Annotated in this window: 20 protein-coding genes; 13 read left to right on the top strand and 7 right to left on the bottom strand. The window is 39.6% G+C overall.

The window, feature by feature from the left end:
- The first annotated feature begins 60 nt into the window (after positions 1-60).
- The gene (locus U735_RS0112465) at positions 61-2,736 is read left to right on the top strand and encodes a TonB-dependent receptor (protein ID WP_031444136.1); all 2,676 of its coding nucleotides are present in this window, start codon (positions 61-63) and stop codon (positions 2,734-2,736) included.
- 167 nt (positions 2,737-2,903) lie between these two features.
- On the opposite strand, the gene U735_RS0112460 is transcribed toward U735_RS0112465, so the two are convergent.
- The gene (locus tag U735_RS0112460; RefSeq protein ID WP_031444135.1) at positions 2,904-3,254 is read right to left on the bottom strand and encodes a 4Fe-4S dicluster domain-containing protein; all 351 of its coding nucleotides are present in this window, start codon (positions 3,252-3,254) and stop codon (positions 2,904-2,906) included.
- Positions 3,255-3,340: 86 nt separating this feature from the next.
- Between U735_RS0112460 and U735_RS0112455 the strand changes: the two genes are divergently transcribed.
- The 7 genes from U735_RS0112455 to U735_RS0112420 all read left to right on the top strand — a co-directional run bounded on the left by U735_RS0112455 (position 3,341) and on the right by U735_RS0112420 (position 11,362).
- Positions 3,341-4,402, top strand: a complete 1,062-nt coding sequence (locus U735_RS0112455; protein WP_031444134.1) for an acyl-CoA reductase — start codon at positions 3,341-3,343, stop codon at positions 4,400-4,402.
- 212 nt (positions 4,403-4,614) lie between these two features.
- Positions 4,615-5,679, top strand: coding sequence for a 3-phosphoserine/phosphohydroxythreonine transaminase (gene serC / locus U735_RS0112450; protein WP_031444133.1), 1,065 nt, complete (start codon positions 4,615-4,617; stop codon positions 5,677-5,679).
- Between the two features lie 154 nt (positions 5,680-5,833).
- On the top strand, positions 5,834-6,784 hold the full coding sequence (locus U735_RS0112445) for a D-2-hydroxyacid dehydrogenase (RefSeq protein ID WP_031444132.1): 951 nt from the start codon (positions 5,834-5,836) through the stop codon (positions 6,782-6,784).
- Positions 6,785-6,866: 82 nt separating this feature from the next.
- On the top strand, positions 6,867-7,499 hold the full coding sequence (locus U735_RS0112440; protein WP_031444131.1) for a DUF937 domain-containing protein: 633 nt from the start codon (positions 6,867-6,869) through the stop codon (positions 7,497-7,499).
- A 166-nt stretch (positions 7,500-7,665) separates the two neighbouring features.
- Positions 7,666-8,121: a DUF6146 family protein gene (locus tag U735_RS0112435; RefSeq protein WP_031444130.1), complete on the top strand. Its 456-nt coding sequence runs from the start codon at positions 7,666-7,668 to the stop codon at positions 8,119-8,121.
- 30 nt (positions 8,122-8,151) lie between these two features.
- Complete coding sequence (locus tag U735_RS0112430; RefSeq protein WP_031444129.1) at positions 8,152-8,472, top strand: DUF6787 family protein; 321 nt, start codon at positions 8,152-8,154, stop codon at positions 8,470-8,472.
- Between the two features lie 616 nt (positions 8,473-9,088).
- Positions 9,089-11,362 carry a TonB-dependent receptor gene (locus U735_RS0112420; protein ID WP_031444127.1) on the top strand — a complete coding sequence of 758 codons (2,274 nt, stop codon included), beginning with the start codon at positions 9,089-9,091 and terminating at the stop codon, positions 11,360-11,362.
- A 70-nt stretch (positions 11,363-11,432) separates the two neighbouring features.
- Here the strand turns inward: U735_RS0112420 and U735_RS0112415 are convergent, their stop codons facing one another.
- The 5 genes from U735_RS0112415 to folE all read right to left on the bottom strand — a co-directional run bounded on the left by U735_RS0112415 (position 11,433) and on the right by folE (position 15,139).
- Positions 11,433-12,308, bottom strand: a complete 876-nt coding sequence (locus U735_RS0112415) for a sterol desaturase family protein (RefSeq protein WP_031444126.1) — start codon at positions 12,306-12,308, stop codon at positions 11,433-11,435.
- Between the two features lie 33 nt (positions 12,309-12,341).
- Positions 12,342-12,824, bottom strand: coding sequence for a hypothetical protein (locus U735_RS0112410; RefSeq protein ID WP_031444125.1), 483 nt, complete (start codon positions 12,822-12,824; stop codon positions 12,342-12,344).
- On the bottom strand, positions 12,825-14,045 hold the full coding sequence (locus U735_RS0112405; RefSeq protein WP_031444124.1) for a sulfite oxidase: 1,221 nt from the start codon (positions 14,043-14,045) through the stop codon (positions 12,825-12,827). It lies immediately after the preceding gene.
- A 117-nt stretch (positions 14,046-14,162) separates the two neighbouring features.
- Positions 14,163-14,465 carry a hypothetical protein gene (locus U735_RS0112400; protein ID WP_031444123.1) on the bottom strand — a complete coding sequence of 101 codons (303 nt, stop codon included), beginning with the start codon at positions 14,463-14,465 and terminating at the stop codon, positions 14,163-14,165.
- Positions 14,466-14,539: 74 nt separating this feature from the next.
- Positions 14,540-15,139, bottom strand: a complete 600-nt coding sequence (gene folE, locus U735_RS0112395; RefSeq protein WP_031444122.1) for a GTP cyclohydrolase I FolE — start codon at positions 15,137-15,139, stop codon at positions 14,540-14,542.
- A 208-nt stretch (positions 15,140-15,347) separates the two neighbouring features.
- Here folE and U735_RS0112390 point away from each other — a divergent pair, with 208 nt between their 5' ends.
- From U735_RS0112390 to U735_RS0112380, 3 genes are read left to right on the top strand one after another with little or no spacing between them, the layout of a single operon-like run.
- Complete coding sequence (locus U735_RS0112390) at positions 15,348-16,010, top strand: ABC transporter ATP-binding protein (RefSeq protein WP_031444121.1); 663 nt, start codon at positions 15,348-15,350, stop codon at positions 16,008-16,010.
- Between the two features lie 17 nt (positions 16,011-16,027).
- Positions 16,028-16,570 (top strand): CPBP family intramembrane glutamic endopeptidase, encoded by a 543-nt coding sequence (locus tag U735_RS0112385; RefSeq protein WP_198036655.1) that lies wholly within the window; start codon positions 16,028-16,030, stop codon positions 16,568-16,570.
- Positions 16,567-17,331, top strand: a complete 765-nt coding sequence (locus tag U735_RS0112380) for a TIGR02757 family protein (RefSeq protein ID WP_031444119.1) — start codon at positions 16,567-16,569, stop codon at positions 17,329-17,331. Before U735_RS0112385 ends, U735_RS0112380 begins: the two co-directional genes overlap by 4 nt.
- 115 nt (positions 17,332-17,446) lie before the next feature.
- On the opposite strand, the gene U735_RS0112375 is transcribed toward U735_RS0112380, so the two are convergent.
- Entirely contained in the window at positions 17,447-19,258 is a 1,812-nt protein-coding gene (locus U735_RS0112375; protein ID WP_031444118.1) for a glycoside hydrolase family 15 protein, read from the bottom strand.
- Positions 19,259-19,361: 103 nt separating this feature from the next.
- Here U735_RS0112375 and U735_RS0112370 point away from each other — a divergent pair, with 103 nt between their 5' ends.
- Together U735_RS0112370 and U735_RS0112365 are read left to right on the top strand one after the other, a co-directional pair.
- Entirely contained in the window at positions 19,362-21,569 is a 2,208-nt protein-coding gene (locus U735_RS0112370) for a bifunctional alpha,alpha-trehalose-phosphate synthase (UDP-forming)/trehalose-phosphatase (protein ID WP_031444117.1), read from the top strand.
- A 66-nt stretch (positions 21,570-21,635) separates the two neighbouring features.
- Positions 21,636-22,832 carry an MFS transporter gene (locus tag U735_RS0112365; RefSeq protein WP_051892118.1) on the top strand — a complete coding sequence of 399 codons (1,197 nt, stop codon included), beginning with the start codon at positions 21,636-21,638 and terminating at the stop codon, positions 22,830-22,832.
- Positions 22,833-22,836 lie beyond the last annotated feature (4 nt).

Below are 22,836 nucleotides of genomic sequence, written 5' to 3'. Positions count from 1 at the left end.
TCTTAATTATGTAAAAATAAAATACCTAAATTAGAAGACATAACACTTAAAACCATTAATATGAAAAAAATCATCTTATTGACAGCTTTTATGTTGGGCAATTTTGCATTAACAGTTGCTCAAAACTCCGTGTCCGGGAGCATTACGGATGATAGTGGCGAACCCCTGGTGGGGGTAAATATTGTAGAAAAGGGTACTACCAATGGAACAACAACCGATTTCGATGGCAATTATCAAATTTCGGTCATGGATAATGCAACGCTTGTCTTTAGCTATATTGGTTATGATACCAAGGAGGAAATTGTCTCCGGAAAATCGGTTATCAATGTTACCCTGTCCGGTGGAATGATGCTGGACGAGGTGCAATTGGTAGGTTCCAGAAGTCCAAAACGAACCTCTACGGATACAGCAGTACCGGTAGATGTTATTGACATTGCAGAAGTCTCTACCCAAACGGGCCGTGTTGAAGTGAACGAGTTGCTGCAGTATGCGGCTCCGTCCTTTAATGCGAATAAACAATCGGGTTCGGATGGTGCGGATCATATAGATCCCGCAACCCTTAGGGGGCTAGGTCCCGATCAAACCTTGGTGCTTATCAATGGTAAAAGAAGGCATCAGTCTTCCTTGATCAATATCTTCGGAACCAGGGGGCGTGGCAATACAGGTACCGATTTAAATGCTATTCCGTCATCGGCCATTAAAAGGATAGAAATATTGCGCGATGGTGCCGCAGCCCAATATGGTTCGGATGCCATTGCGGGGGTAATCAACATTGTTTTGAAAAACCAAACGGATAAGGTATCGGGCTTTATTAATTATGGAGCCTACAATACCAATGCAAAAGGAGATTTTCCGTCTGGAACACCCAATACCGATGGCAACCGATTGGATACGGAGAAGGATGGTAACGCCATTGGCAGTGACAAAAGTTTTGATGGGGGTTCGCTAAAAGCCGGAGTGAATTTTGGTGCCGCTATTGGAAATGACGGTGGATTTGTCAATGTCACCACGGAATATATCAGCAAGAACAAAACCCTAAGGCCTGGATTCGATTTCAGGAGAGGTTTTGGAGAGGCGGCGATAGACGGTTTTAACTTAATGTTGAATGCTTCCGTTCCCCTATCCGATAATTCGGAATTATATGCTTTTGGTGGTAGGAACTATAGGGATACGGATGCCTACGCATTTACAAGAAATGGAGGTAATAGGGTAATCCCCTCCATATACCCCAATGGATTTACGCCAAGGATTACTTCCAATATTATTGATAATTCCTTCTCGGCAGGTTTTAGAACAGAATTGGATAATGGCTGGAAATTGGATATCAGCAATACTTATGGCAAGAACAATTTTCATTATTTTATAAAAGGTACCCTTAATGCTTCATTGGAGGATGTATCTCCCACCGATTTTGACGCGGGTGGACATAGTCTGACACAGAACACGGTTAATTTGGATTTTTCCAAGTATTATGAGGATGTTTTGGAGGGGATGAACTTGGCTTTTGGTGCTGAATATAGAACGGAAAATTTTATCATTTTTGCCGGCGAGGAGGGGTCTTGGGGCACCTATGACGTAAATGGGCTTTTAATTACGGACCCGGCCAACCAGACCCAGCCCATCGATCCGGATTCGGGCGATCCACGTCCTGGGGGCTCCCAAGGTTTTCCTGGATACAGTCCCAAGAACGAAGTGGATAGAAGCAGGAGTAATTTGTCCCTGTATGCCGACGGCGAGTTTGATCTAACCGAAACCTTTTTGTTAAGTGCAGCCGCTCGATTCGAGAATTTCAGTGATTTTGGAAGCACCTTGAACGGGAAATTGGCCGCAAGGTTAAAAGCATCGGATAATGTTAATATTAGAGGTTCTGTAAGTACAGGTTTTAGAGCTCCTTCCTTGGCCCAAAAATATTACAATCTGCAGTTTACGAATTTTGTAGGTGGGGCTGCCTTAGAATCCTTATTGTCACCCAATAACAGTCCTGTAACGGCTTCCTTTGGAATAGATCAGTTAACAGAGGAAAAAGCCCTTAATGCCGGTTTGGGTTTTACCGCAACTTTTGGGGATTTTACAGCAACTGTGGATGGCTACTATATTAAGGTTGACGATCGTATAGTGCTTACTGGTAATTTTGATGCGCCCCAAATCCCCAACGTGGAGGCGGCACAATTCTTTGTTAATGGTGTGGACACCAAAACTACGGGCTTGGATATAGTTCTGGCTTGGAAGAAAAGTTTTGATGACAATAGGTTATCTGCCACTTTTACGGGCAATATAAACGATATGAAAATAGATAAGGTAAACAATGGTAGTTTGGATGAGCAAACTTTCTTTGGAGAAAGGGATAAGGGGTTTTTATTGGCTTCTGCCCCAAAAAGCAAATTTACCCTGAATATGAATTACAGTAGGGATAAGTTTGATGCCGGTCTGGCATTCACTCATTTCAGCAAGGTGGAGCTATTGGATTACCAAATGTATGAGTCCACCACCGATTATGCCAGTTTTGAGGACCAGATCAATCAGGCGACGGATACCTATGATGCCAGGCTCGTTACCGATCTGGTATTTGGTTATCAATTATGTGATGGCCTTAAATTAAATGTAGGGGCTAATAACCTATTTAATGTATACCCTGATCAGCAGGACGATTGGGTAGAAGGAGGAGGTTATTGGGACTCCGTACAAATGGGTTTTGGGGGAGCCTATTACTACGCCAAAATAGGGTTTACATTTTAAGGGATGTTGACAAAAGGAAAAAGGCTGCTTTAAGGCAGCCTTTTTTATATTGAAAGATTGGCAAGGAACCTTAATAAGGAACTGGAATTGCCATAGAATATCTAAAAAAATTGAGCACCTCCAATTAAATTTAAATTGGGGAATGCCTAGTTAGCCTAATGCATAACCTATTCAGGATGCATAAAACGCTGTTTGCCCAAAAGTACTTCTTCGGACTCAACATGGTCTTCATCAGGTACGCAACAGTCTACCGGACACACCGCGGCACACTGTGGCTCGTCGTGGAATCCTTTACATTCCGTACACTTATCAGGGACAATAAAATATATCTCATCGCTTACCGGCTCCTGGGATTCGTCCGCATTAACGGCCTTCCCATTGGGCAGTACAACATCTCCCTTTAAAAGGGTTCCGTCGCTGTAGCGCCAATCATCCGCACCTTCATAAATTGCAGTATTTGGGCATTCAGGTTCACAAGCTCCACAATTTATGCACTCATCTGTTATTATAATTGCCATATTTTATATTTCTTTTATGCTGATTTAATTTCAGTATCAATACTTTTGTACAAAGGTAAAGCCTAATAAAATCTTTTACAAATATAATGACTGACCTTAGACATAGACTTAATGCTTTTGTTAAACTTGGTAGTTTTTTTAAAGAATATTGCAAATATGCAAAAAACAAAACTCAAATAGATGATATTCAGTATGCATGGTTTATAAAATTCGATGAAATACTGGTATTGGCCGGACATCATAATGGCTGGTTTACCCCTGAAAATATTTTATTCAGTTTAGAAAGTTGGTCGGAATTACTTACGCCATCAGAACTGGAACGTTGGTTATCTGTGTACGATTTGGGTAAAAACAAGCCTAAGACAGTTGCCTTGATCATGGCAGGTAACATCCCTTTGGTGGGCTTCCATGACTTTATAAGTACCCTCATAACAGGAAATAAAGTCTTGGTAAAACTATCCTCCAACGATAAAATTTTATTGCCCTTTATTGCCCAATATTTAATTGAAGTTGAGCCTTCCTTAAAAGATCAAATTTCATTTTCGGAAGGGAAACTGGAAAAATTTGATGCAATAATTGCTACGGGAAGTGACAATACTTCTCGCTATTTTGAACATTATTTCGGGAATAAACCAAATATTATTAGGAGAAATAGGAATTCGGTGGCCATACTTAGCGGTAATGAAACCAATGATGAGTTGGCTGCATTGGGCGAGGATATTTTTAGGTATTACGGATTGGGCTGTAGAAGTGTTTCCAAATTGTTTGTTCCAAATGATTATAATTTTGATGCCCTTTTTAAGGCCCTTTATCCTTATAACACCATTATTGAACAACATAAGTATGCCAACAATTATGATTATAACAAGGCAGTTTACCTAATGAGTTTATATAAAATTTTGGAAAATGGTTTCCTTATGTTTAAGGAGGACGAAAATTATGCTTCGCCCATTGCGACCGTTTTTTACGAGTTCTATGAATCCCCGGAGGAATTGAAAATTAGGCTTACCAATGAAAAGGATAGGATTCAATGCATGGTAGCCAAAGGATTTATAGAAGACGAGGTGCCATTTGGGCTAACCCAAAAACCATCTTTAACGGATTATGCGGATAATATTGATACTGTTGATTTTTTGTTGAAAACATAATACAATATTCTAGGTCGGCACTACCCTACTTCCTAAAATATTTATGACCTTTAACCTTTGAAAAAAGTATATCCCAATTTGAAAATAACTCTTTAAAAGCCGTAGTGCGGACATGAAAAAAAAGTAATTAAGTTCCTTTTAACTTGGAAATTGCTGCTTTTTTTAAGCACATATATGGAATATAATATTTGAATAACCCTAATTAGTGATAAATGAAAAAACATAATTTTAGTGCCGGCCCTTGTATCCTGCCACAGGAAGTAATCATAAAAGCTTCTGAGGCTGTGTTGGATTTTAATGGATTGGGGCTTTCCCTAATAGAAATTTCACATAGAAGTAAGGATTTTGTCGCTGTAATGGACAAGGCAAGATCCCTGGCCTTGGAGCTATTGGGCCTCGAAGGAAAGGGCTATCAGGCCTTATTTCTGCAAGGAGGAGCTAGCATGGAGTTTTTAATGGTAGCCTACAACTTATTGGAAAAGAAAGCCGGATATCTTAATACGGGTACCTGGGCAGATAAAGCGCTGAAGGAAGCCAAGCTTTTTGGCGAGGTCATTGAGGTGGGATCATCCAAAGACGAGAATTTTAGCTATATCCCCAAGGGTTATACTATTCCAAGCGACTTGGACTACCTGCACCTAACTTCCAATAATACCATTTTTGGAACCCAGATAAAGAAATTTCCAAAAACGGAAGCTACTTTGGTCTGTGATATGAGTTCCGATATATTTTCCAGACAAATGGATTTTTCACAATTCGACCTTATTTATGCCGGTGCCCAAAAGAACATGGGTCCTGCCGGAACCACTTTGGTAGTGGTGAAAGAGGAGATCCTGGGCAGGGTAAGTAGAAAAATTCCATCTATGCTGGATTACAAGGTTCATATAGAGAAGGAAAGTATGTTCAATACCCCTGCAGTATTTCCAGTTTATGTTTCCATGCTTACGCTGGAATGGCTTCAAAAGTTGGGAGGAATTGCTGCTATTGAAGAGATAAATGAAAAGAAAGCCCAGCTATTATATTCGGAGATAGATTTGAACCCTTTGTTCAACGGCTTTGCCCATAAGGAGGACCGTTCCAATATGAACGCCACCTTTACGCTGGCAGAGGAAAAGCTGAAAGATGTATTTGAAGAAATGTGTAAAGAAGCTGGAATAAGTGGGATAAACGGACATCGTTCTGTGGGAGGATATAGGGCTTCTATGTATAATGCCCTTCCTTTGGAAAGCGTCGGTACCTTGGTCGACGTAATGAGCGAATTGGAACGAAAGGCTTAGAAGTTTAGTTCCTGGGCCTGGGCCCGCTGAAATAGCAAGGCAAAGTTCCTGTGCAAACAATAGGGCATTTCATCTAACTATTTCCTTGAGGTACACAATTGGATCGACTTGGTACCAATAGTAGATTTTAAAAATATAATAATCAACACTTAGCATGAAAATTTTAGCAAACGACGGAATATCAAAAAGTGGCAAACAGACCTTGGAGAATGCCGGTTTTGAAGTTTTGGCGGTGAATGTGGCACAAGAACAGCTTGTATCTTACATAAACCAAAATAAGGTTTCAGTGCTACTGGTCAGAAGCTCCACTAAAGTTTTTAAGGATGTAATAGATGGATGCCCTGCCTTGAAAATCATAGGCCGGGGTGGCGTGGGAATGGACAATATAGATGTGGATTATGCAAAATCCAAAGGCATACACGTCATCAATACTCCGGAAGCTTCATCTTCCTCTGTGGCCGAACTGGTTTTTGCCCATTTGTTCAGTGGAGTAAGATTTTTACATGATGCCAATAGGAATATGCCGTTGGAAGGCGATAGTAATTTTAAGAAACTTAAAAATGCCTATGCCAAGGGTATCGAACTAAGAGGCAAGACTTTAGGGATTATAGGGTTTGGGAGAATTGGTGTGGCAACAGCCAGAATAGCTTTGGGGATTGGTATGAAAGTTATTTTTACCGACCCTTTTTTGGATGAGGCCACGGTGACAGTTCCTTTTTTTGACGGCCGATCAATTTCTTTTGAACTTAGAAGTACGCCCTTGGAAAACTTGTTGAAAACCGCTGATTTTATTAGCCTTCACGTTCCTGCCCAAAAATCCTATCTTATTGGCAAAAGCGAATTTGGTCTAATGAAGGACGGCGTTGGCATTGTAAACGCTGCCCGAGGGGGCATTTTGGATGAGGTGGCACTTGTTGATGCACTGGAAAGTGGGAAAGTGGCCTTTGCAGGATTGGATGTTTATGAGTCCGAACCAATTCCGGAAATACGCATTTTAATGCATCCTGATATTTCCCTAAGTCCACATATTGGGGCTGCAACAGAGGAGGCCCAGGATAGGATAGGTATGGAGTTGGCATCACAAATTATTGATCTTTATAAATAGTGGAAGTGGGTATAAAGTAGTGCTATTTAAACTCTTTTTTGTATCTTAAAAAATATTAATTACTAATCATAACACTATAAAAATGTCAGGATTATTGGATCTTTTAAGCAGCCCAATGGGCAAACAATTAATTAGCGGGGTTGCAAGTCAAACTGGTCAACCAGAAAACAAAACAGCAGATGTTTTGAGCATGGCTATGCCACTTTTATTGGGTGCCATGAAGAAGAATGTGTCTTCGCCACAAGGGGCTGAAGGTCTAATGAATGCCCTTTCTTCCAAACACGATGGCGGATTGTTGGATAATCTTGGCGGTCTATTCGGAGGAGGAGTTGATCAGTCCGTTATAAATGACGGAGCAGGTATTTTAGGCCATGTCTTTGGAGGAAAGCAAGCTAATGTTGAAAATGCTTTAAGTCAGAAATCGGGATTGGATGCAGGATCTGTTGCCCAAATCCTTAAAATAGCCGCACCTTTGGTAATGGCCTACTTGGGTAAACAAAAAGCACAGAGCAATGTAAATGATGCCAATGGACTAAATAGCTTATTGGGCAGTATGCTTGGTGGGCAACCAGCACAGAACCAGAGCTTGATTACAACTTTATTGGATGCTGATGGTGATGGAAGTGTATTGGACGATGTTGCCGGGATGGTCATGGGAACCAGCAAAAAGAAAAGTGGATTGGGAGGCTTGCTAGGCGGACTTTTTGGCAAATAACAGATTTAACATAATATAAGGAAAGCCATTTGTAACATAAATGGCTTTTTTTGTATCTTATAGGAAGGAAATAGACGATATGTAAGTGTAGTGAATCTCGGTTATTAAACCTGTAAAATCTGTGCTGTTACATATTTTATCTATGTCCTTTGAAAATATATAAGCGATGAAAAAGATTATTTTTACCATAGGAGTTGCAATCCTTTTTGTTTTGTCCTTGGCCAATTGTAGCAGTACTAAGCAAGCAATTTCAGTTACGGACGAGGAGAAGGCCGCTTTTTCCCAAACAGAGGGAGACACTATAACTATTCGGGATGATAAAACTGAATATGAAATTATTATAATAGAACCGGGCTTCGATTTTTGGCTTCAAAGTATTGCCAGGCCCGAAGGTTACTATTCCCAATCCTTTCTGGAAAATAGGAATAGGATTATGGTTATAGAATGGAATCAGAGGGTAATGCAACCGTATAGATATAATACCAATCTTTATGAGCTCCGAATAGATTATGACCCTAATATAGATTATGGCTACGAGGTAAATTATAAATTATACAACTACTTTATTTATTTTCAACGCAAATACAATCAAAGATTGGGACCATTTGTTCCACGTGTATAAAAAGTTATCTTTGCAATGATTTTTTAAGGTATGAAGAAATTAAAACAACGTTGGGGAGTAAGCTCCAATTTACAGCTCGTAATAATTTTTATAGTATTCTCCATTACTGGTTCATCCTCGGTTTATGCTGCAAAGCCATTTCTAGATTGGATCGGACTATATAGGGAGAATTTTTCCCCCGATTTTCTATGGGGAGGCCTTATTTATTTGACTTTCAGAATACTGCTCATTTTTCCCATTTATCAATTCCTTTTAGTTATTTATGGGTGGTTGTTCGGTCAGTTCAAATTCTTTTGGGAATTTGAGAAAAAGATGTTGAGCCGCATGGGCTTAGGGTTCATCCTTAAATAATTATACTTTTCTTAACAATCATTTTGTTGGGATACCACTAGATTTGAATGGTGAAGATTTATTTGAGAAATATAGCCTTTTCTTTTATAGCCGTCCTCTTGGTCGGGTTAATAACCCTGCCTTCAATATTAAAACTAAAACATGCCATTTTTGAGCACCATACCTTTGTCTGTAAAGAAAAAGGTAAGCTGCATATACATGAAGTAGAATTGGATTGTGATTACCATAAATTCAACCTTACGCATTACTACACACATTTCCAACAGGAGTTTACCACATTTACTGTCATCGCTAAATCAAAAAAAATTATAAACTTTTATAATTTTTTAAGTAAGTATCAGAAACTTCATTTCTCCAGAAGGGGACCTCCATCCACTATATATTAATTTTCACGGGACTTATACAATTTTTGGACATGCTTGCAGTGTGACCAAGAAACGCTATAGTAATATAGAGGCGGCCCAATACATATTGATATTTAGACAGGCCGTTATCTTTAATATTCTTAGAGCCTTTGAGGTATAAAGCTGTCCATATAAGTACCAAGCTATTATAAATAATAATTTGGAGGTGAATTGCCACTAGGTAGTTCTATTCTTTACCTAAAAAAAAATAAATGAAAAATGTAATTCTGTCAATGCTCTGCATTTTGACATATATATCTGCAAATTCACAAAATAGCCTTTCAGGAAAAATAATTAACAAAGAGAACCAGGAAGGCTTGGAACAGGTCACCATATATTTTCCGCAATTGGAAAAGGGCGGTATTACTGATAGTGAAGGGAAATATATTATTGAAGCTTTACCCACGGGGACCTATAAAATAGTGGCTTCCTATTTAGGTTTTCAAACATTTTCCGGAAATATCACCATAGAAAAAGGTAGTAATACCTTGGATATTTCCTTGTCCCCTAGTGCCATTGAAATGGAAGAAGTTATTGTATCTACCCCATTCCACAAATTACAACGTGAAAATGTAATGAAGGTTGAATATGCAAAGCTATCAACCCTTAAGACCCAGGGGGCCCCTACTCTTGTGGAAGGTATAGGGACCATTCCTGGTGTAGATGTAGTTTCCACGGGGGTGGGAATAGGTAAACCGGTAATCAGAGGGCTTACCTCTAACCGTGTACTGGTTTACACGCAGGGGATCCGGTTAGAGAACCAGCAGTTTGGGGCAGAACATGGTTTAGGAGTAAACGAAGCGGGAATAGAAAGTGTTGAGGTAATTAAGGGTCCTGCTTCCCTATTATATGGATCGGATGCCATGGGAGGAGTACTATATCTAAACCCGGAAAAATTTGCGGCGTCCAATAGCACGGAGGGAGATATAAACTTCAATTATAATAGCAATACCCAAGGTGTAAGCAGTGGAGCAGGAATTAGAACTTCAGGGGAAAGATTTAAATACCTTCTGCGTTTGGCAAGCAATAACCATGTAGATTATTTAGGTGGAGATGACAATAGGGTTACCAATTCCAGATTCAACGAAAAAGATTTAAAAGCGGGATTTGGTTATCAGGCAACCTCCTTTAAAAGTGAATTAAGGTATAATTACAACCAGTCCAATTTAGGGATTCCGGAAGAGGTAGGTCTGCAAACTACCTCAAGAACGCCGGATTTACCATATCAAAAATTGGACAACCATATTTTGAGTTCCAATACCAAAATATTTTTCAACAACTCCAATTTGGACATCACCTTGGGTTACATAGGAAATAACCGTAAGGAATTTGAAGACCACCATCACGATGAAGAAGGCGAAGAAGAGCATGAAGAAGAACATGAAGAGGAAGGGGATGAAGAAGCTGCCTTGGATATGAAGCTGAACACCTTTAATTACAACCTACTGTATCATCTCCCTAAATGGGACAAGTTCGAAACTGTTGTTGGCGTACAAGGGATTTATCAAACCAATAAAAATTTTGGGGAAGAGATTTTAATTCCGGATGCAACTACCCAGGATATAGGATTTTTGGGGACCACACATTTTCACCTCAATCAGAACAACGATTTTCAAGTGGGACTGCGCTATGACCATAGACAAATAGACGGAAAGGCCTATGGTATTAGCGGGGAAGACGGTTATATTGCCCCTTTAAAAAGAAACTTTAATAGCTTTAATGGTGCCTTTGGATATAAAAACAATTTTTCAAGGCAATTTACGGGCAGAATCAATGTTGCTACAGGGTTCCGAGCTCCCAATTTGGCAGAACTTACCTCCTATGGTACCCATGAGGGCACCAATAGATTTGAAATAGGAAATGCAGACCTCAAAAATGAACAAAACCTTCAAGTTGATCTGGCTTTGGAATTTCAAAATGAACATTATGAATTTTTTATCAATGGTTTTCACAACACTATAAAGGATTATATATTTATAGCACCCAGTGGAACCTTTATGGATGAAACTCCTGTTTACAACTATCTACAACAAGATGCCACCCTTTACGGCGGGGAAATTGGATTTCATTTGCACCCCCATCCGTACGACTGGCTGCATATAGAAAGTAGTTACCAAACGGTGTTCGGCGAATTACAGACCGGTGACCCCTTACCTTTGATACCTGCCAACAAATTGACCAATACTTTGAGGGTAGAGTTTAACAATGCTCGAGGCTGGTGGCTTCGGTCCAATGCATTTGTTTCCTTGAATACCACCTTTAAGCAGGGAAAAGTAAGCATTTTTGAAACAGTTACCCCTGGATACTCCCTTTTAAATGCCGGCTTAGGCGGGGATATTAAATTTCTTAAAAAATCCATGAATTTTACTCTTAGTGCCAATAACCTGTTGGATAAAGCATACATTTCCCATCTGTCCAGATTAAAAAGTGACAATGTTCTGAATATGGGAAGATCGGTTGTTGTTGGTCTAAACATTCTATTGTAGGAGACTTTAGTCCAAGAGAAGTCTTTATGCTAAATGGTTCGGATTCAATTATTACATTTATAATAAATACCTACGGTTTAGGTTTTCTTAGGCCGTAGGTTATTTGTTTCCAAAAGGAATTTGGTATTTTTTCATCACCTTCAAATCCCAGTTCAATAGAGCCACTATCCTCGGGGATATAATCGGTTTTAAAAATATAATCCCACAGACTGAGGCTGATTCCAAAATTAACCCCATATTTTCCATCTGGTAAATCATGGGCATGATGATATAGATGCATTACCGGGTTGTTTAAAAAGTACTTCAAAGGGCCCCAGGTAATTTTAATATTGGCATGGTTGAAATGTCCTATGGCTATGGCAAAGAAATGGACAATATAGGCCTGTTCGGGTTCAAAACCGCCCAAGATCATTACTCCAAAAGTTTTTAAAGGTTTATAGAATACATTTTCCATCCAATGATACCTGAGATGTGCTGCAAATCCCATCTCTTTTACACTGTGGTGTATTTGATGGAATTTCCATAAAAATGAATACTTGTGAAGTAAAATATGGGTAAACCATTGTACAAAATCCAAAATAAGAAAAAAGATCAATAATTGAAGCCAACTGGGAAATTGTGACATATCAATAAGGGCTAGACTACTTTGTTTTATTCCCAAATCGCTAAAAAGTAGGCCCAATAACTTGTAGAAGCCACTTATGGCAATGGCGAAAAGGAAAAAATTGAAAAACATATAAAAACCATCCAACCAAAAATCCCTTCTAAAAATGGATTGATCCTTGCGCCAAGGAAATAAAATTTCCAGCATCCAAACCACTAGCGAAATAATTATCAGCCCCCAAAAATAATTCATATACCACGGAACCTCGAATATTATGGATTTCCAAGTCCAATTCGCAGTTCCTACAATCGCATTGATGAAACCTTCAAAATATTTTTCCACGATCTTTTTCCTTTACATTTCACCCATGAAATATTATTCCTCCAGTGGGTACCACTCTATATTAGTCAGTGCTTCCCTCCTTCCCTTACTTTTGGTTGGATAATTTGTAACCAAATAATTAACAATGATTTTTTCATTGGGTCCCAAATCCCATAAATTCTGTGTTTTTTGCATCCAGCGAATGATCTCTATCCATCGCTCCTCGTTCATTCTATTCTGTATAACCAATTGGGCGGAATGACAATTGGTGCAATTGTTGACCACCGTCATTAAACCCTCCCCATCCTTAAATCCGGTTCTTAGGTGGATACCATTTTCTATCTTGTCCCAGTCTTCATCTTCCCCAGTGTTGCCAATAATTTCAGAATTGGGGGTATCCCCTTTGAAGGAAAAAGCCGACGGATCCATCATATAGGTAATTCCCAATACCCCAATTAACAAAACCAGGGCGAACGAAATCACTAAGACACTATAGAATGACTTGACCTGCTGTCTAAATTTATCCTGTTTGTTCATTTAACTAACTTTTACGGCAATTCTATGGCATGCATTGTTCAAGTATCCTTTGGGGTTCCATCCTGGCAACAACATGGGCTGGCTTACACCATTGGCATCTGTGGCCCGGGCCCAAACTTCATAATATCCTGATTTTGGAAAACCTATACTTGCCTTAAAATGCTGCCAAGCTAGACGGTTTGCAGGTTTTTCCAACAAGCATTCGGACCAGGTAGCTCCAAAGTCGATGGAATAGGAAACCTTGGAAATTTCCAATTCCCCGGCCCAAGCATGCCCCCTAATATTAAGCTTCTTTCCCTTGGGGATCATGGCTCCGGATTTAGGGTAGGTTATCAAGGATTTCACGGGCATGGATTCTATAATGCACATGTCTTCATCCTTAACTTCTTCACCCGGGGCAACCGGATTACAGGGCACCTTATAAGAGGTTCCCGTCATTTTTTCCCCATCATGGACTATATTTCGAACGCTGATTCTATTGACCCATTTTCCTGATGTAGAGGCGGGCCATCCCCCACATACCAAACGCAAGGGATACCCATGTACCAAAGGAATATCCTCTCCGTTCATTTTAAAGGCCAACAGGGTTTCAGCCATCATGGCCTTGGAAATGGGAACTCCCCTTGAAATAGGTTCTTTGTTGGGGTCCCTACTTAGGTGTTGGTCTGCTGCATGATAACCTATATACACGGCATCATCCTTTATTATAACATCTTTGAGCACATCCTTTAAACGAACCCCTGTCCATGTGGCGCAACCTACAGCCCCTATTGTCCATTGGTTTCCCTTAGCAGGCGGGTCGAATTCGCTCCTGCCATTGCCTCCGCATTCTAATGTAAGTTGATAGGTGTGATGGGGAAATCTTGTTTTAAGTTCATCCAAGGTGAAGGTTTTCTTTTCTTTTATAGATTCACCATCAAAAGTTATGGTCCATTCCTTTGCATCAATATTTTCCGGAACAAGTCCGTTGTTACGGATAAACATATATTTATTGGGAGTAATCCTATCGTCCAACAAATGGGCAACCGCCTCCATATTCCACGGTTTGCTGTTCAGGACTACCATTTCCTTATCCTTATTGAACATTTGAAATGGATCTGGATCCTGAAGCCCCAATAGGGTATAGTTTTCAGGAATATTAGCTCCATATACAATATCCAGACCCAGTATTCCTGCCAAAGAACCTAAGCCGGTTTTTTTGACAAAATTTCTTCTTTTCATTTACTTAATATTATAATACTAGATAAATCTAAGAAAGATATGGGAAAACTTAAGTAACATTGGTCACTTAATAGACTTGCACGGTTTGTAGGCTACTTTAAGAACTTGATTATCATATTACTTGGCCGAAATATATTTCCCTCTTTTAAAGGACTTAAAAACATAAGTATAGAACCACATGATCGTAAAGGTTGGAACAATGTCCAGTCCAGGCAGCATTTCTTCTATAAAGGTTATTACACCAGCTGCCCGTCCTATCTTGCCTTTGTACAATCTGGTCATGAGCCAGCCGGCAACCGGAGCCCAGATGACGTCTGAAAACTCGCCGATCCCAGGAATAACGAAAGAAAGCATTCCTATTCCGTCAAAAAGCAATCCCAAAAATAGATTCCTTAATTTATGGTCTTTCAATGTAGACATAATTACAATTTAATTTATAGCTGTCTTAAATCAAATAAGATGCCATAATCCTGAACCTTATATAGGATAAGGTCCTAAGATAATTTTGAACTTATCAATTTCAAAAATTCGTTCCGCGTCTCTATTTTCTCAAACTGCCCCCTAAAACCAGAAGTAGTAGTTACTGAATTTTGTTTTTGGACCCCCCTCATCATCATGCACATATGTGAGGCCTCTATGACCACAGCTACACCTTGTGGTTTTAAAGTGTTGTTAATACACTCCAGGATATCATTGGTGAGCCTCTCCTGCACCTGTAATCGTCTTGCAAAAACATCTACCACCCTGGGTATTTTGCTTAGGCCAACGATATGGCCGTTAGGAATATAGGCTATATGAGCTTTGCCAAAAAATGGTAGCATATGGTGTTCGCACAAGGAATATACCTCAATATCTTTTATGATTACCATTTCATCATAAGATTCCTTGAACATAGCTCCTTTTAGAATTTCTACGGCATCCTGCTTGTAACCTTGGGTTAAAAAAAGCATGGCCTTTGCCGCTCTCTCCGGAGTTTTTACTAGACCGTCCCTATTGAGGTCCTCCCCTATTTCATTGATAATAGATGAGTATCTGGATTTGACCTCGTCGGTAATTTCCAAGTTATATTCTTCCAAATTTCTATATTGTGTCATAAAAGTCCTGTCCTAAAATTTATCTCATTGTCGCCATCACAATATAATCATTACCATATTATAATAAAAAGAATATCATATCAGAATTTTTTCTTTATGGTCGAGTTTTTACGGCCTCCCATTAAAATGGATAATAATGGCGCTACTGGAGAATAACTATTTTGTATTCTTCTTGGTAATGTTTACTTTCAACCCATAATTAAAAAGGATGATCAAGGCTACAAATATCAATAAATTTTACGGCAATCTTCAGGTGCTCAAAGGAGTTGATTTGCACATAAAAAAAGGAGAAGTGGTGTCTATTGTAGGCCCTTCTGGAGCAGGTAAGACTACCCTCTTGCAAATACTGGGCACTTTGGATACCTTAAGTAATAAGAATGACAGCAGCTTGTTAATTAATGATGAAGACGTAACTAAATTATCGGATAAGGCTATGGCCAAATTTCGAAATAGCCATATTGGCTTTATTTTTCAATTTCATCAGTTATTACCGGAGTTCACGGCCTTGGAAAATGTATGTATCCCGGCATTTATTAAGGGAACAAAAAAGGAAAAGGCAGAATTAAGGGCTATAGAACTGTTGGAGTTTCTGGGTCTTTCCCATAGGTTACAGCACAAACCCAATGAACTTTCGGGCGGCGAGCAACAGCGGGTGGCAGTAGCAAGGGCTTTGGTGAACAACCCTTCCGTAATTTTTGCGGACGAACCCAGTGGAAATCTGGATTCGGAAAGTGCTGATAATCTTCATAAATTGTTCTTTGATCTTCGGGATGCCTTTGGGCAAACTTTTGTTATTGTAACCCATAATGAGGAACTTGCCAATATGGCCGATAGAAAACTGACTATGGTGGATGGATCCATTACGCAATGAAAATACTTGCCAAGGTCTTGAAATTTACAAAAGCTCCTGCTTATAGACGCTTGGACCATGCCCCTAATCCCTTAAAATTAAAGATTGTTTTGGCTCTATTGCAATGGGGTATTATAATTGGTATAACTGTCGGTATATTTAACCAATGGTTGATAGGGCTTTTGAAAATTGATCTTGGAGAACATGCCATTGAAACGTTTCTACAGAACTATTCCATTGTTCCACTTTTCCTTATGGCAGTAATTATTGCTCCGGCAGTCGAAGAAATTTTGTTTCGCGGCCCGTTGATCTGGTTCAAGAATAAGAAATATTTCAAATATTGTTTTTATGCTTCTGTTTTATTATTTGCGGCTGTGCATATGACCAATTTTGAAATGACAAGGGAAGTATATTATATTGCACCGCTCTTAGTGGCGCCACAATTGATCTTGGGCGTATTTTTGGGGTATGTTCGTGTTAAATTGGGACTACAGTGGTCTATTTGTTTGCACGCCATGTATAATGGTATACTGGTTATCCCCATACTTCTTTACAAATTATTAAATTTCCCTTTGGAATGACGCAGGATGAGTTAAAAGAATTTTTGGATGCCAAGGTAGAAGAGTATAATCGCCCGGATTTTTTATCTACAGACCCAATCCGGATACCTCATGGATTTACAAAAAAGGAAGATATAGAGATCAGTGGATTCTTAACCGCTACAATTGCTTGGGGCAATAGAAAAAGTATCATCAACAATTCGGAGCGAATGATGGAACTGTTGGAGAATTCCCCTTTCGACTTTGTAATGAACCATCAAAAGAGGGATCTGGAAAAACTTCAAGGGTTTGTACATAGGACTTTTAATGGGGAAGACCTAAGGTATTTTATACGCAGTCTAAACAATATTTATAAGGAACATGGTGGATTGGAAAACGTATTCGCCTTGAAGGGGGATATAACTTCCCTGCAAATGTCTATTTCCCAATTCAAGACTATATTCTTTGAGTTGGACCATCTGGCTAGAACCACAAAACATGTTTCCGACCCTCAAAAGGGATCTGCGGCCAAACGAATCAACATGTTCTTGCGCTGGATGGTAAGAAATAACAGCAGCGGCGTGGATTTTGGTATCTGGGATAAGATTTCGCCTTCGCAATTGTCTTGTCCATTGGATGTTCATTCGGGCAATGTGGCACGCAAATTGGGACTAATCCAACGCAAACAGAACGACGGCAAGGCCTTGGCGGAATTGGATGCCAATCTCAGAAAATTGGATCCCCATGATCCGGTAAAGTACGATTTTGCTTTATTTGGTCTGGGTGTTTTTGAGAAATTTTAAAACCGATCTATTTTAGCCGTACCTTACTAAAAATGTCGGGATCCCCCTTAGATTTAAAAATTTCAGACTAATCCGCCCCTAGATATTGTTATTTGCTTTTATTTGGTCACTTATATTACTTGTCGTGGTCCTGAAGGGATTCCAAAATTTCCATTTCACTGTGTTTTTTGGAGAAATTCATGGCACATTCTATCAGGGCCAAGTGCGAATAAGCCTGCGGGAAGTTTCCTAGCAACCTTTTAGTCTTAAAATCGATATCCTCACTAAATAAACCCAAATGATTGCTATAGCTTAACAGTTGGTCAAAATGTTTCATGGCCTTCTTTTCGTGGCCTATCTTAAACAGGCTATTGATGAACCAAAAGGTACAAATGGTAAAGGATGAGGAGGGCAGTCCAAAGTCATCCTCATTTTTATACCTATATAGCAATCCGTCATTGCAAAGTTCTTTTTCAATGGCCAGTACCGTGCTTACATATTTAGGGTCTTTGGGGTCAATGAAGCCGTAGGATTCCATCAATAAGACCGAGGCGTCCAAATGCGGCGACCCATAAGATTGTGTAAATGCCTGTTTTTCTTCGTTCCACGCGTGCTGATGGATATCCTCCCTGATCTGTTTTTCCAAAGTACGCCATTTATCCACTTTTCGCTTTTTACCAAAAAGTTCGGCTACTTTAATCGCCCTATCGATGGCTGTCCAGCACAGAATTTTTGAAAACGTAAAATGCCTATCTTCCGTACGGAATTCCCATATTCCCTTATCGGCCTCTTGCCAATGCTTATTTACGATCCAAACAATACCTTTGGTAATTCCCCATAGCTCTTCCCCATTTTCTATTTCCGTGTCAAATTTTTCCAATTGGGTATATATGACGTCCATTAGGATACCATAAATATCGTTCTGTCGCTGTTTATATGCGGCATTTCCTATTCTTACTGGTTTGGAACCCTTGTACCCTTTTAAATGGTCCAAAGTTTCCTCGGTCAACTTTTTTTCTTTGTTGATGCCGTACATGATCTGTAATTTCTCATCCTTATCGGGGATGAGGTCGATAATAAATTGTAAATATCGTTTGGCTATATTCTTATGTCCTAATTGGCCCACGACCTTGATAACCATGGAAGCATCCCGTATCCAACAAAAGCGATAGTCCCAATTTCTGACCTCCCCTATGGTTTCAGGGAGCGAGGTGGTTGCAGCGGCAAGAACTGCCCCCGACTTGTCATAACTCAACATCTTTAGGGTTAGGGCACTTCTTTTTATCTCGGCATCATATTTCTTATAAGTGGGTGTCTTACTGGACCAATTCAACCAGTATACCTTGGTGCGCTCCAGTTCCAAATAGACCCTTTCCAAGGTTGGTTCCAATATCTTTTCATTGTAGCCCAAGAGAAAATACCCATCGCTTTCCAGAACTATTTCTTCTTGCGAAATGATATCTTCCTTGTTGAAGGAAGTGTAGAGAAAAAAAGTGTCAAATTTTACTTCATGGGTTAAACTGGCAATAAAACTTTCTTTCACATAGGTATTTGTTTTCCCCATGGCATACTCCAATTTGGGATTGTACAAAACCTTGAATACGGGTTTGCCGGAAAGGTGTTTTATATATCTTATAATTTCCGGTGGTGCATTGTATCCCCCGCTTGGTTTGTAATAACGCGGCATAAAATCCTGTATTTCAAAACTATTTTCACCATCGGAAAATTTAGTGACCAAGATTGCAGTAAGGGGAATATATTTTTGTTCTATGGTATAAGTGTCATCTACAAGGATTTCAAAGCTACCTCCTATTTCATCATCTAAAATTTTTGCAAAAATGGAGGAGGAATCAAACTCTGGTAAACAGCACCAGTCTAAAGAACCCTTCTTAGAAATCAATGCAGCACTTCTACAATTCCCTATTATACCGTAGTCTAAATTATCCATATATCATTTTATTCTTTAAATAAACCTAATTAGTAGGTTTTACACATCATTTTACCGAAATTTAAGGAAATTTAATGCGAATAACCTTTAAAAAAAGCAAATTATGGACAAAACTATCATAATCTCAAATAGATTACCCGTTCAATTACAAATTGACAATGGAGGCATCACTGCAATACCAAGTGTAGGCGGGTTGGCAACGGGTATGAAATCTGTTCATACAGGGGGCGATAGTTTATGGATCGGTTGGAGTGGATTAACGGATGAAGAGATTCCGGACGGACTTGCTCCTGAAATAGACAAGGCCTTGGCTAAACACGGGTCGTCCAAAGTAAATCTAACTGCGGAGGAAGTAGATGGTTTTTATTATGGATTTAGTAACCGTACCATATGGCCTCTTTTTCATTATTTTTTGGAATATTCAGAATTTGAGTTGGAAAGCTGGGACACCTATAAAAGCGTTAATCAAAAATTTGCGGATGCCATTTTGAAAGAAGCAGGGGAAAACGATACCATTTGGGTACATGACTATCAATTAATGCTGGTACCACAAATGGTCAGGGAAAAACGCCCAAATATTTCCATTGGTTTCTTTTTGCATATTCCCTTTCCATCATACGAAATCTTTAGAACCTTACCCTGGCGTAAGGAAGTTCTAATGGGGTTGTTGGGATCGGATTTGGTAGGTTTCCATACCTATGATTACGAACGGCATTTTTTAAGTTCTGTTCGAAGGTTATTGGGGCTTGAGGTTAGTTTTAACGATATTTATCTGGAGGATAGGGTTATTAAAGTGGATTCTTTTCCTATGGGAATCGATTACAAGAAATTTAGTGATGCGGCTAAAAAACATGATAAAAACAAAACTGGTGAGCGATCTGAATTACAGCGCAGGCTGGATATGCACAAGGAATCGGATCCGGAGGCCAAATTCTTTTTATCTATAGACCGATTGGATTATTCCAAAGGGATTGCAAAACGACTTAATGCCTTTGAATACTTTTTGAACAAATACCCACAGTATAAGGAAAAGGTTAGACTTATTGTTCTAGCTGTTCCATCAAGATCAAATGTGCCACAATATCAATTATTGAAAAAAGAAATAGACGAATTGGTGGGTAGGATCAATGGCGAATTCTCTACCGTGAGCTGGACGCCCATTTGGTATTTTTACCGCTCCATGCCGTTCGAGAACCTGATTGATCTTTATACCTCCAGCGATATTGCCTGGCTGACCCCAATACGTGATGGGATGAACCTTGTAGCCAAAGAATATATTGCAACAAGAACGGATAAAACAGGCGTTCTTATCCTGAGTGAGATGGCTGGTTCCGCTAATGAAATGAATGAAGCCCTGCTCATAAACCCCAATAATTTTGAAGAGATTGCGGATACCCTTTACGAGGCCATTAATATGCCGGTTGAAGAGCAGAAGGCAAGAAATGCCATTTTGCAAAAGAGATTGGAAAGGTATAACGTTGAAAAATGGGCCAATGATTTTATGACCTCCCTGAAAAATCAAAAACTAATAGACCATTCCTATAAGTCGCGCAGGTTGTCCAATGATATTTTGAGCGACATTAAAAAGGATTATATTAAAGCGAAAAAAAGATTAATGTTCCTGGACTATGATGGTACCTTGGCGGGCTTTCACGGGGATCCACAAAAGGCCAATCCGGATGAGGCATTGTATGGTTTGTTGGACCGCATGTCCGCATTGGAAAACACGGATGTCTATTTAATTAGTGGTCGGGATAAGGACACTTTTACCAAATGGTTTTTACCAAAGAAGTACAACATGATTGTGGAACATGGGGTGTGGATTTCCGAAAATGGGGAAGATTTTAGAATGTTGGAGAATGTAAAAAAAGATTGGATGGAAAAAATTCACCCAGTATTGGAATCTTTTGTGGATAGGACGCCGGGTAGTTTTATTGAAGAAAAAAACTATTCCCTGGCATGGCACTACCGAAAGACCGATCCAGATTTTGGCCAAAAACGGGCCACGGAACTCAATACAGTACTTACAAGTCTTATAGCCAACGACGATCTGAGCATACTTAATGGAAATAAGGTTATTGAAATTAAGAGCAGTAATGTAAATAAAGGTAGGGCTGCCATGCGCGTATTTTCGCAAAAGGAATATGATTTTGTATTTGCCATAGGTGATGACTGGACCGATGAATTTATGTTCCAGGAATTACCGGAAAGCGCCATTACGGTAAAGGTAGGTAGGCAAAAGACCCAGGCTACTTATTATGTGGACAGCATTAAAAATGTCCGTGGACTATTGGAGCATTTTATTGATTAAGAAAGTAAAATCTTGCGTAATCAAATATAGGTTGTTGCGACTATTTTAGATTATATCTGTTCATACATGTCCGTTGTGAAACCTATTGCCAAATTGAAGTCGGGTTCTTATATACTGCCCATCATTATAGTTTCGCAATTTGCGTGCACTTCGTTGTGGTTTGCTGGTAACGCCGTTTTGGATGACCTAGTCCTAAAAACAGGATTGGGAACCGAAATTATTGGCTATGTGCTGTCTTCGGTTCAAATAGGTTTTATTTTGGGCACCTTGGTGTTTGCTATTTTTATGATTGCGGATCGCTTTTCCCCTTCCAAAGTTTTTATGTTCAGCGCCTTCTCGGCAGCAATATGTAATATGGTGCTTCTGTTCCAGGACATCTCCAATACAACACTTTTTATGGCAAGATTGGGAGCCGGTTTTTTTCTTGCGGGCATTTACCCTGTAGGGATGAAGATAGCAGCCGATTACTATGAAAAAGGCTTGGGCAAGGCCCTTGGATATTTGGTCGGTGCCTTGGTGCTGGGTACGGCATTTCCCCATTTGCTGCAAGGCTTGAAATTGAGCGAAGATTATAGCATTGTAATTACAATAACCACCTTATTGACAATTCTGGGCGGGGCAACCATTTATTTTATGGTCCCCGATGGTCCGTATAGAAAACCTAGTAAGGTGTTGCAACTAAGAGCAGGAATGGCACTTTTTAAGATCCCTGCATTTAAGAAAGCGGCCATAGGCTACTTTGGACATATGTGGGAACTATATGCGTTCTGGGCCTTCATTCCCTTTGCTATTAAAACTTACAATTCCATTCATAATAACCATCTTCCGTTTTCCTTGTGGACATTTTCCATTATTGGTCTGGGCGGTATTTCATGTGCCATTGGCGGACATTTTGCACTTAGATGGGGAAGTAGGAAAGTTGCCCTGATTTCATTGCTGCTGTCGGGGGTCCTCTGTATAGCCTCCCCTTTGTTTTTTCTCCTGCCCTCCTACCTATTTCTATTGGCTTTTTGCCTTTGGGGAATGTTTGTGGTTTCGGATTCGCCCCAATTCTCCACCTTGGTGGCTTCTGCAGTGCCTTTGGAGCTAAAGGGTACGGCACTTACCCTGGTAAATTGCATTGGTTTCTCTATCAGTATAATTAGCATACAATTGCTAACTTACTGGTTGGAAGTTGTAGATTCCAGTTATATTTTTACAGTTCTGAGCATTGGTCCTATTCTAGGAATATGGGCACTGCGAAAAGGAGGACTTAACAAATAATTAA

The sequence above is a fragment of the Arenibacter algicola genome (assembly GCF_000733925.1).
Classification (GTDB): Bacteria; Bacteroidota; Bacteroidia; order Flavobacteriales; family Flavobacteriaceae; genus Arenibacter; species Arenibacter algicola.
Note: the sequence above shows the minus strand (reverse complement) of the source record. Positions and strands in the feature narration are given on the sequence as shown.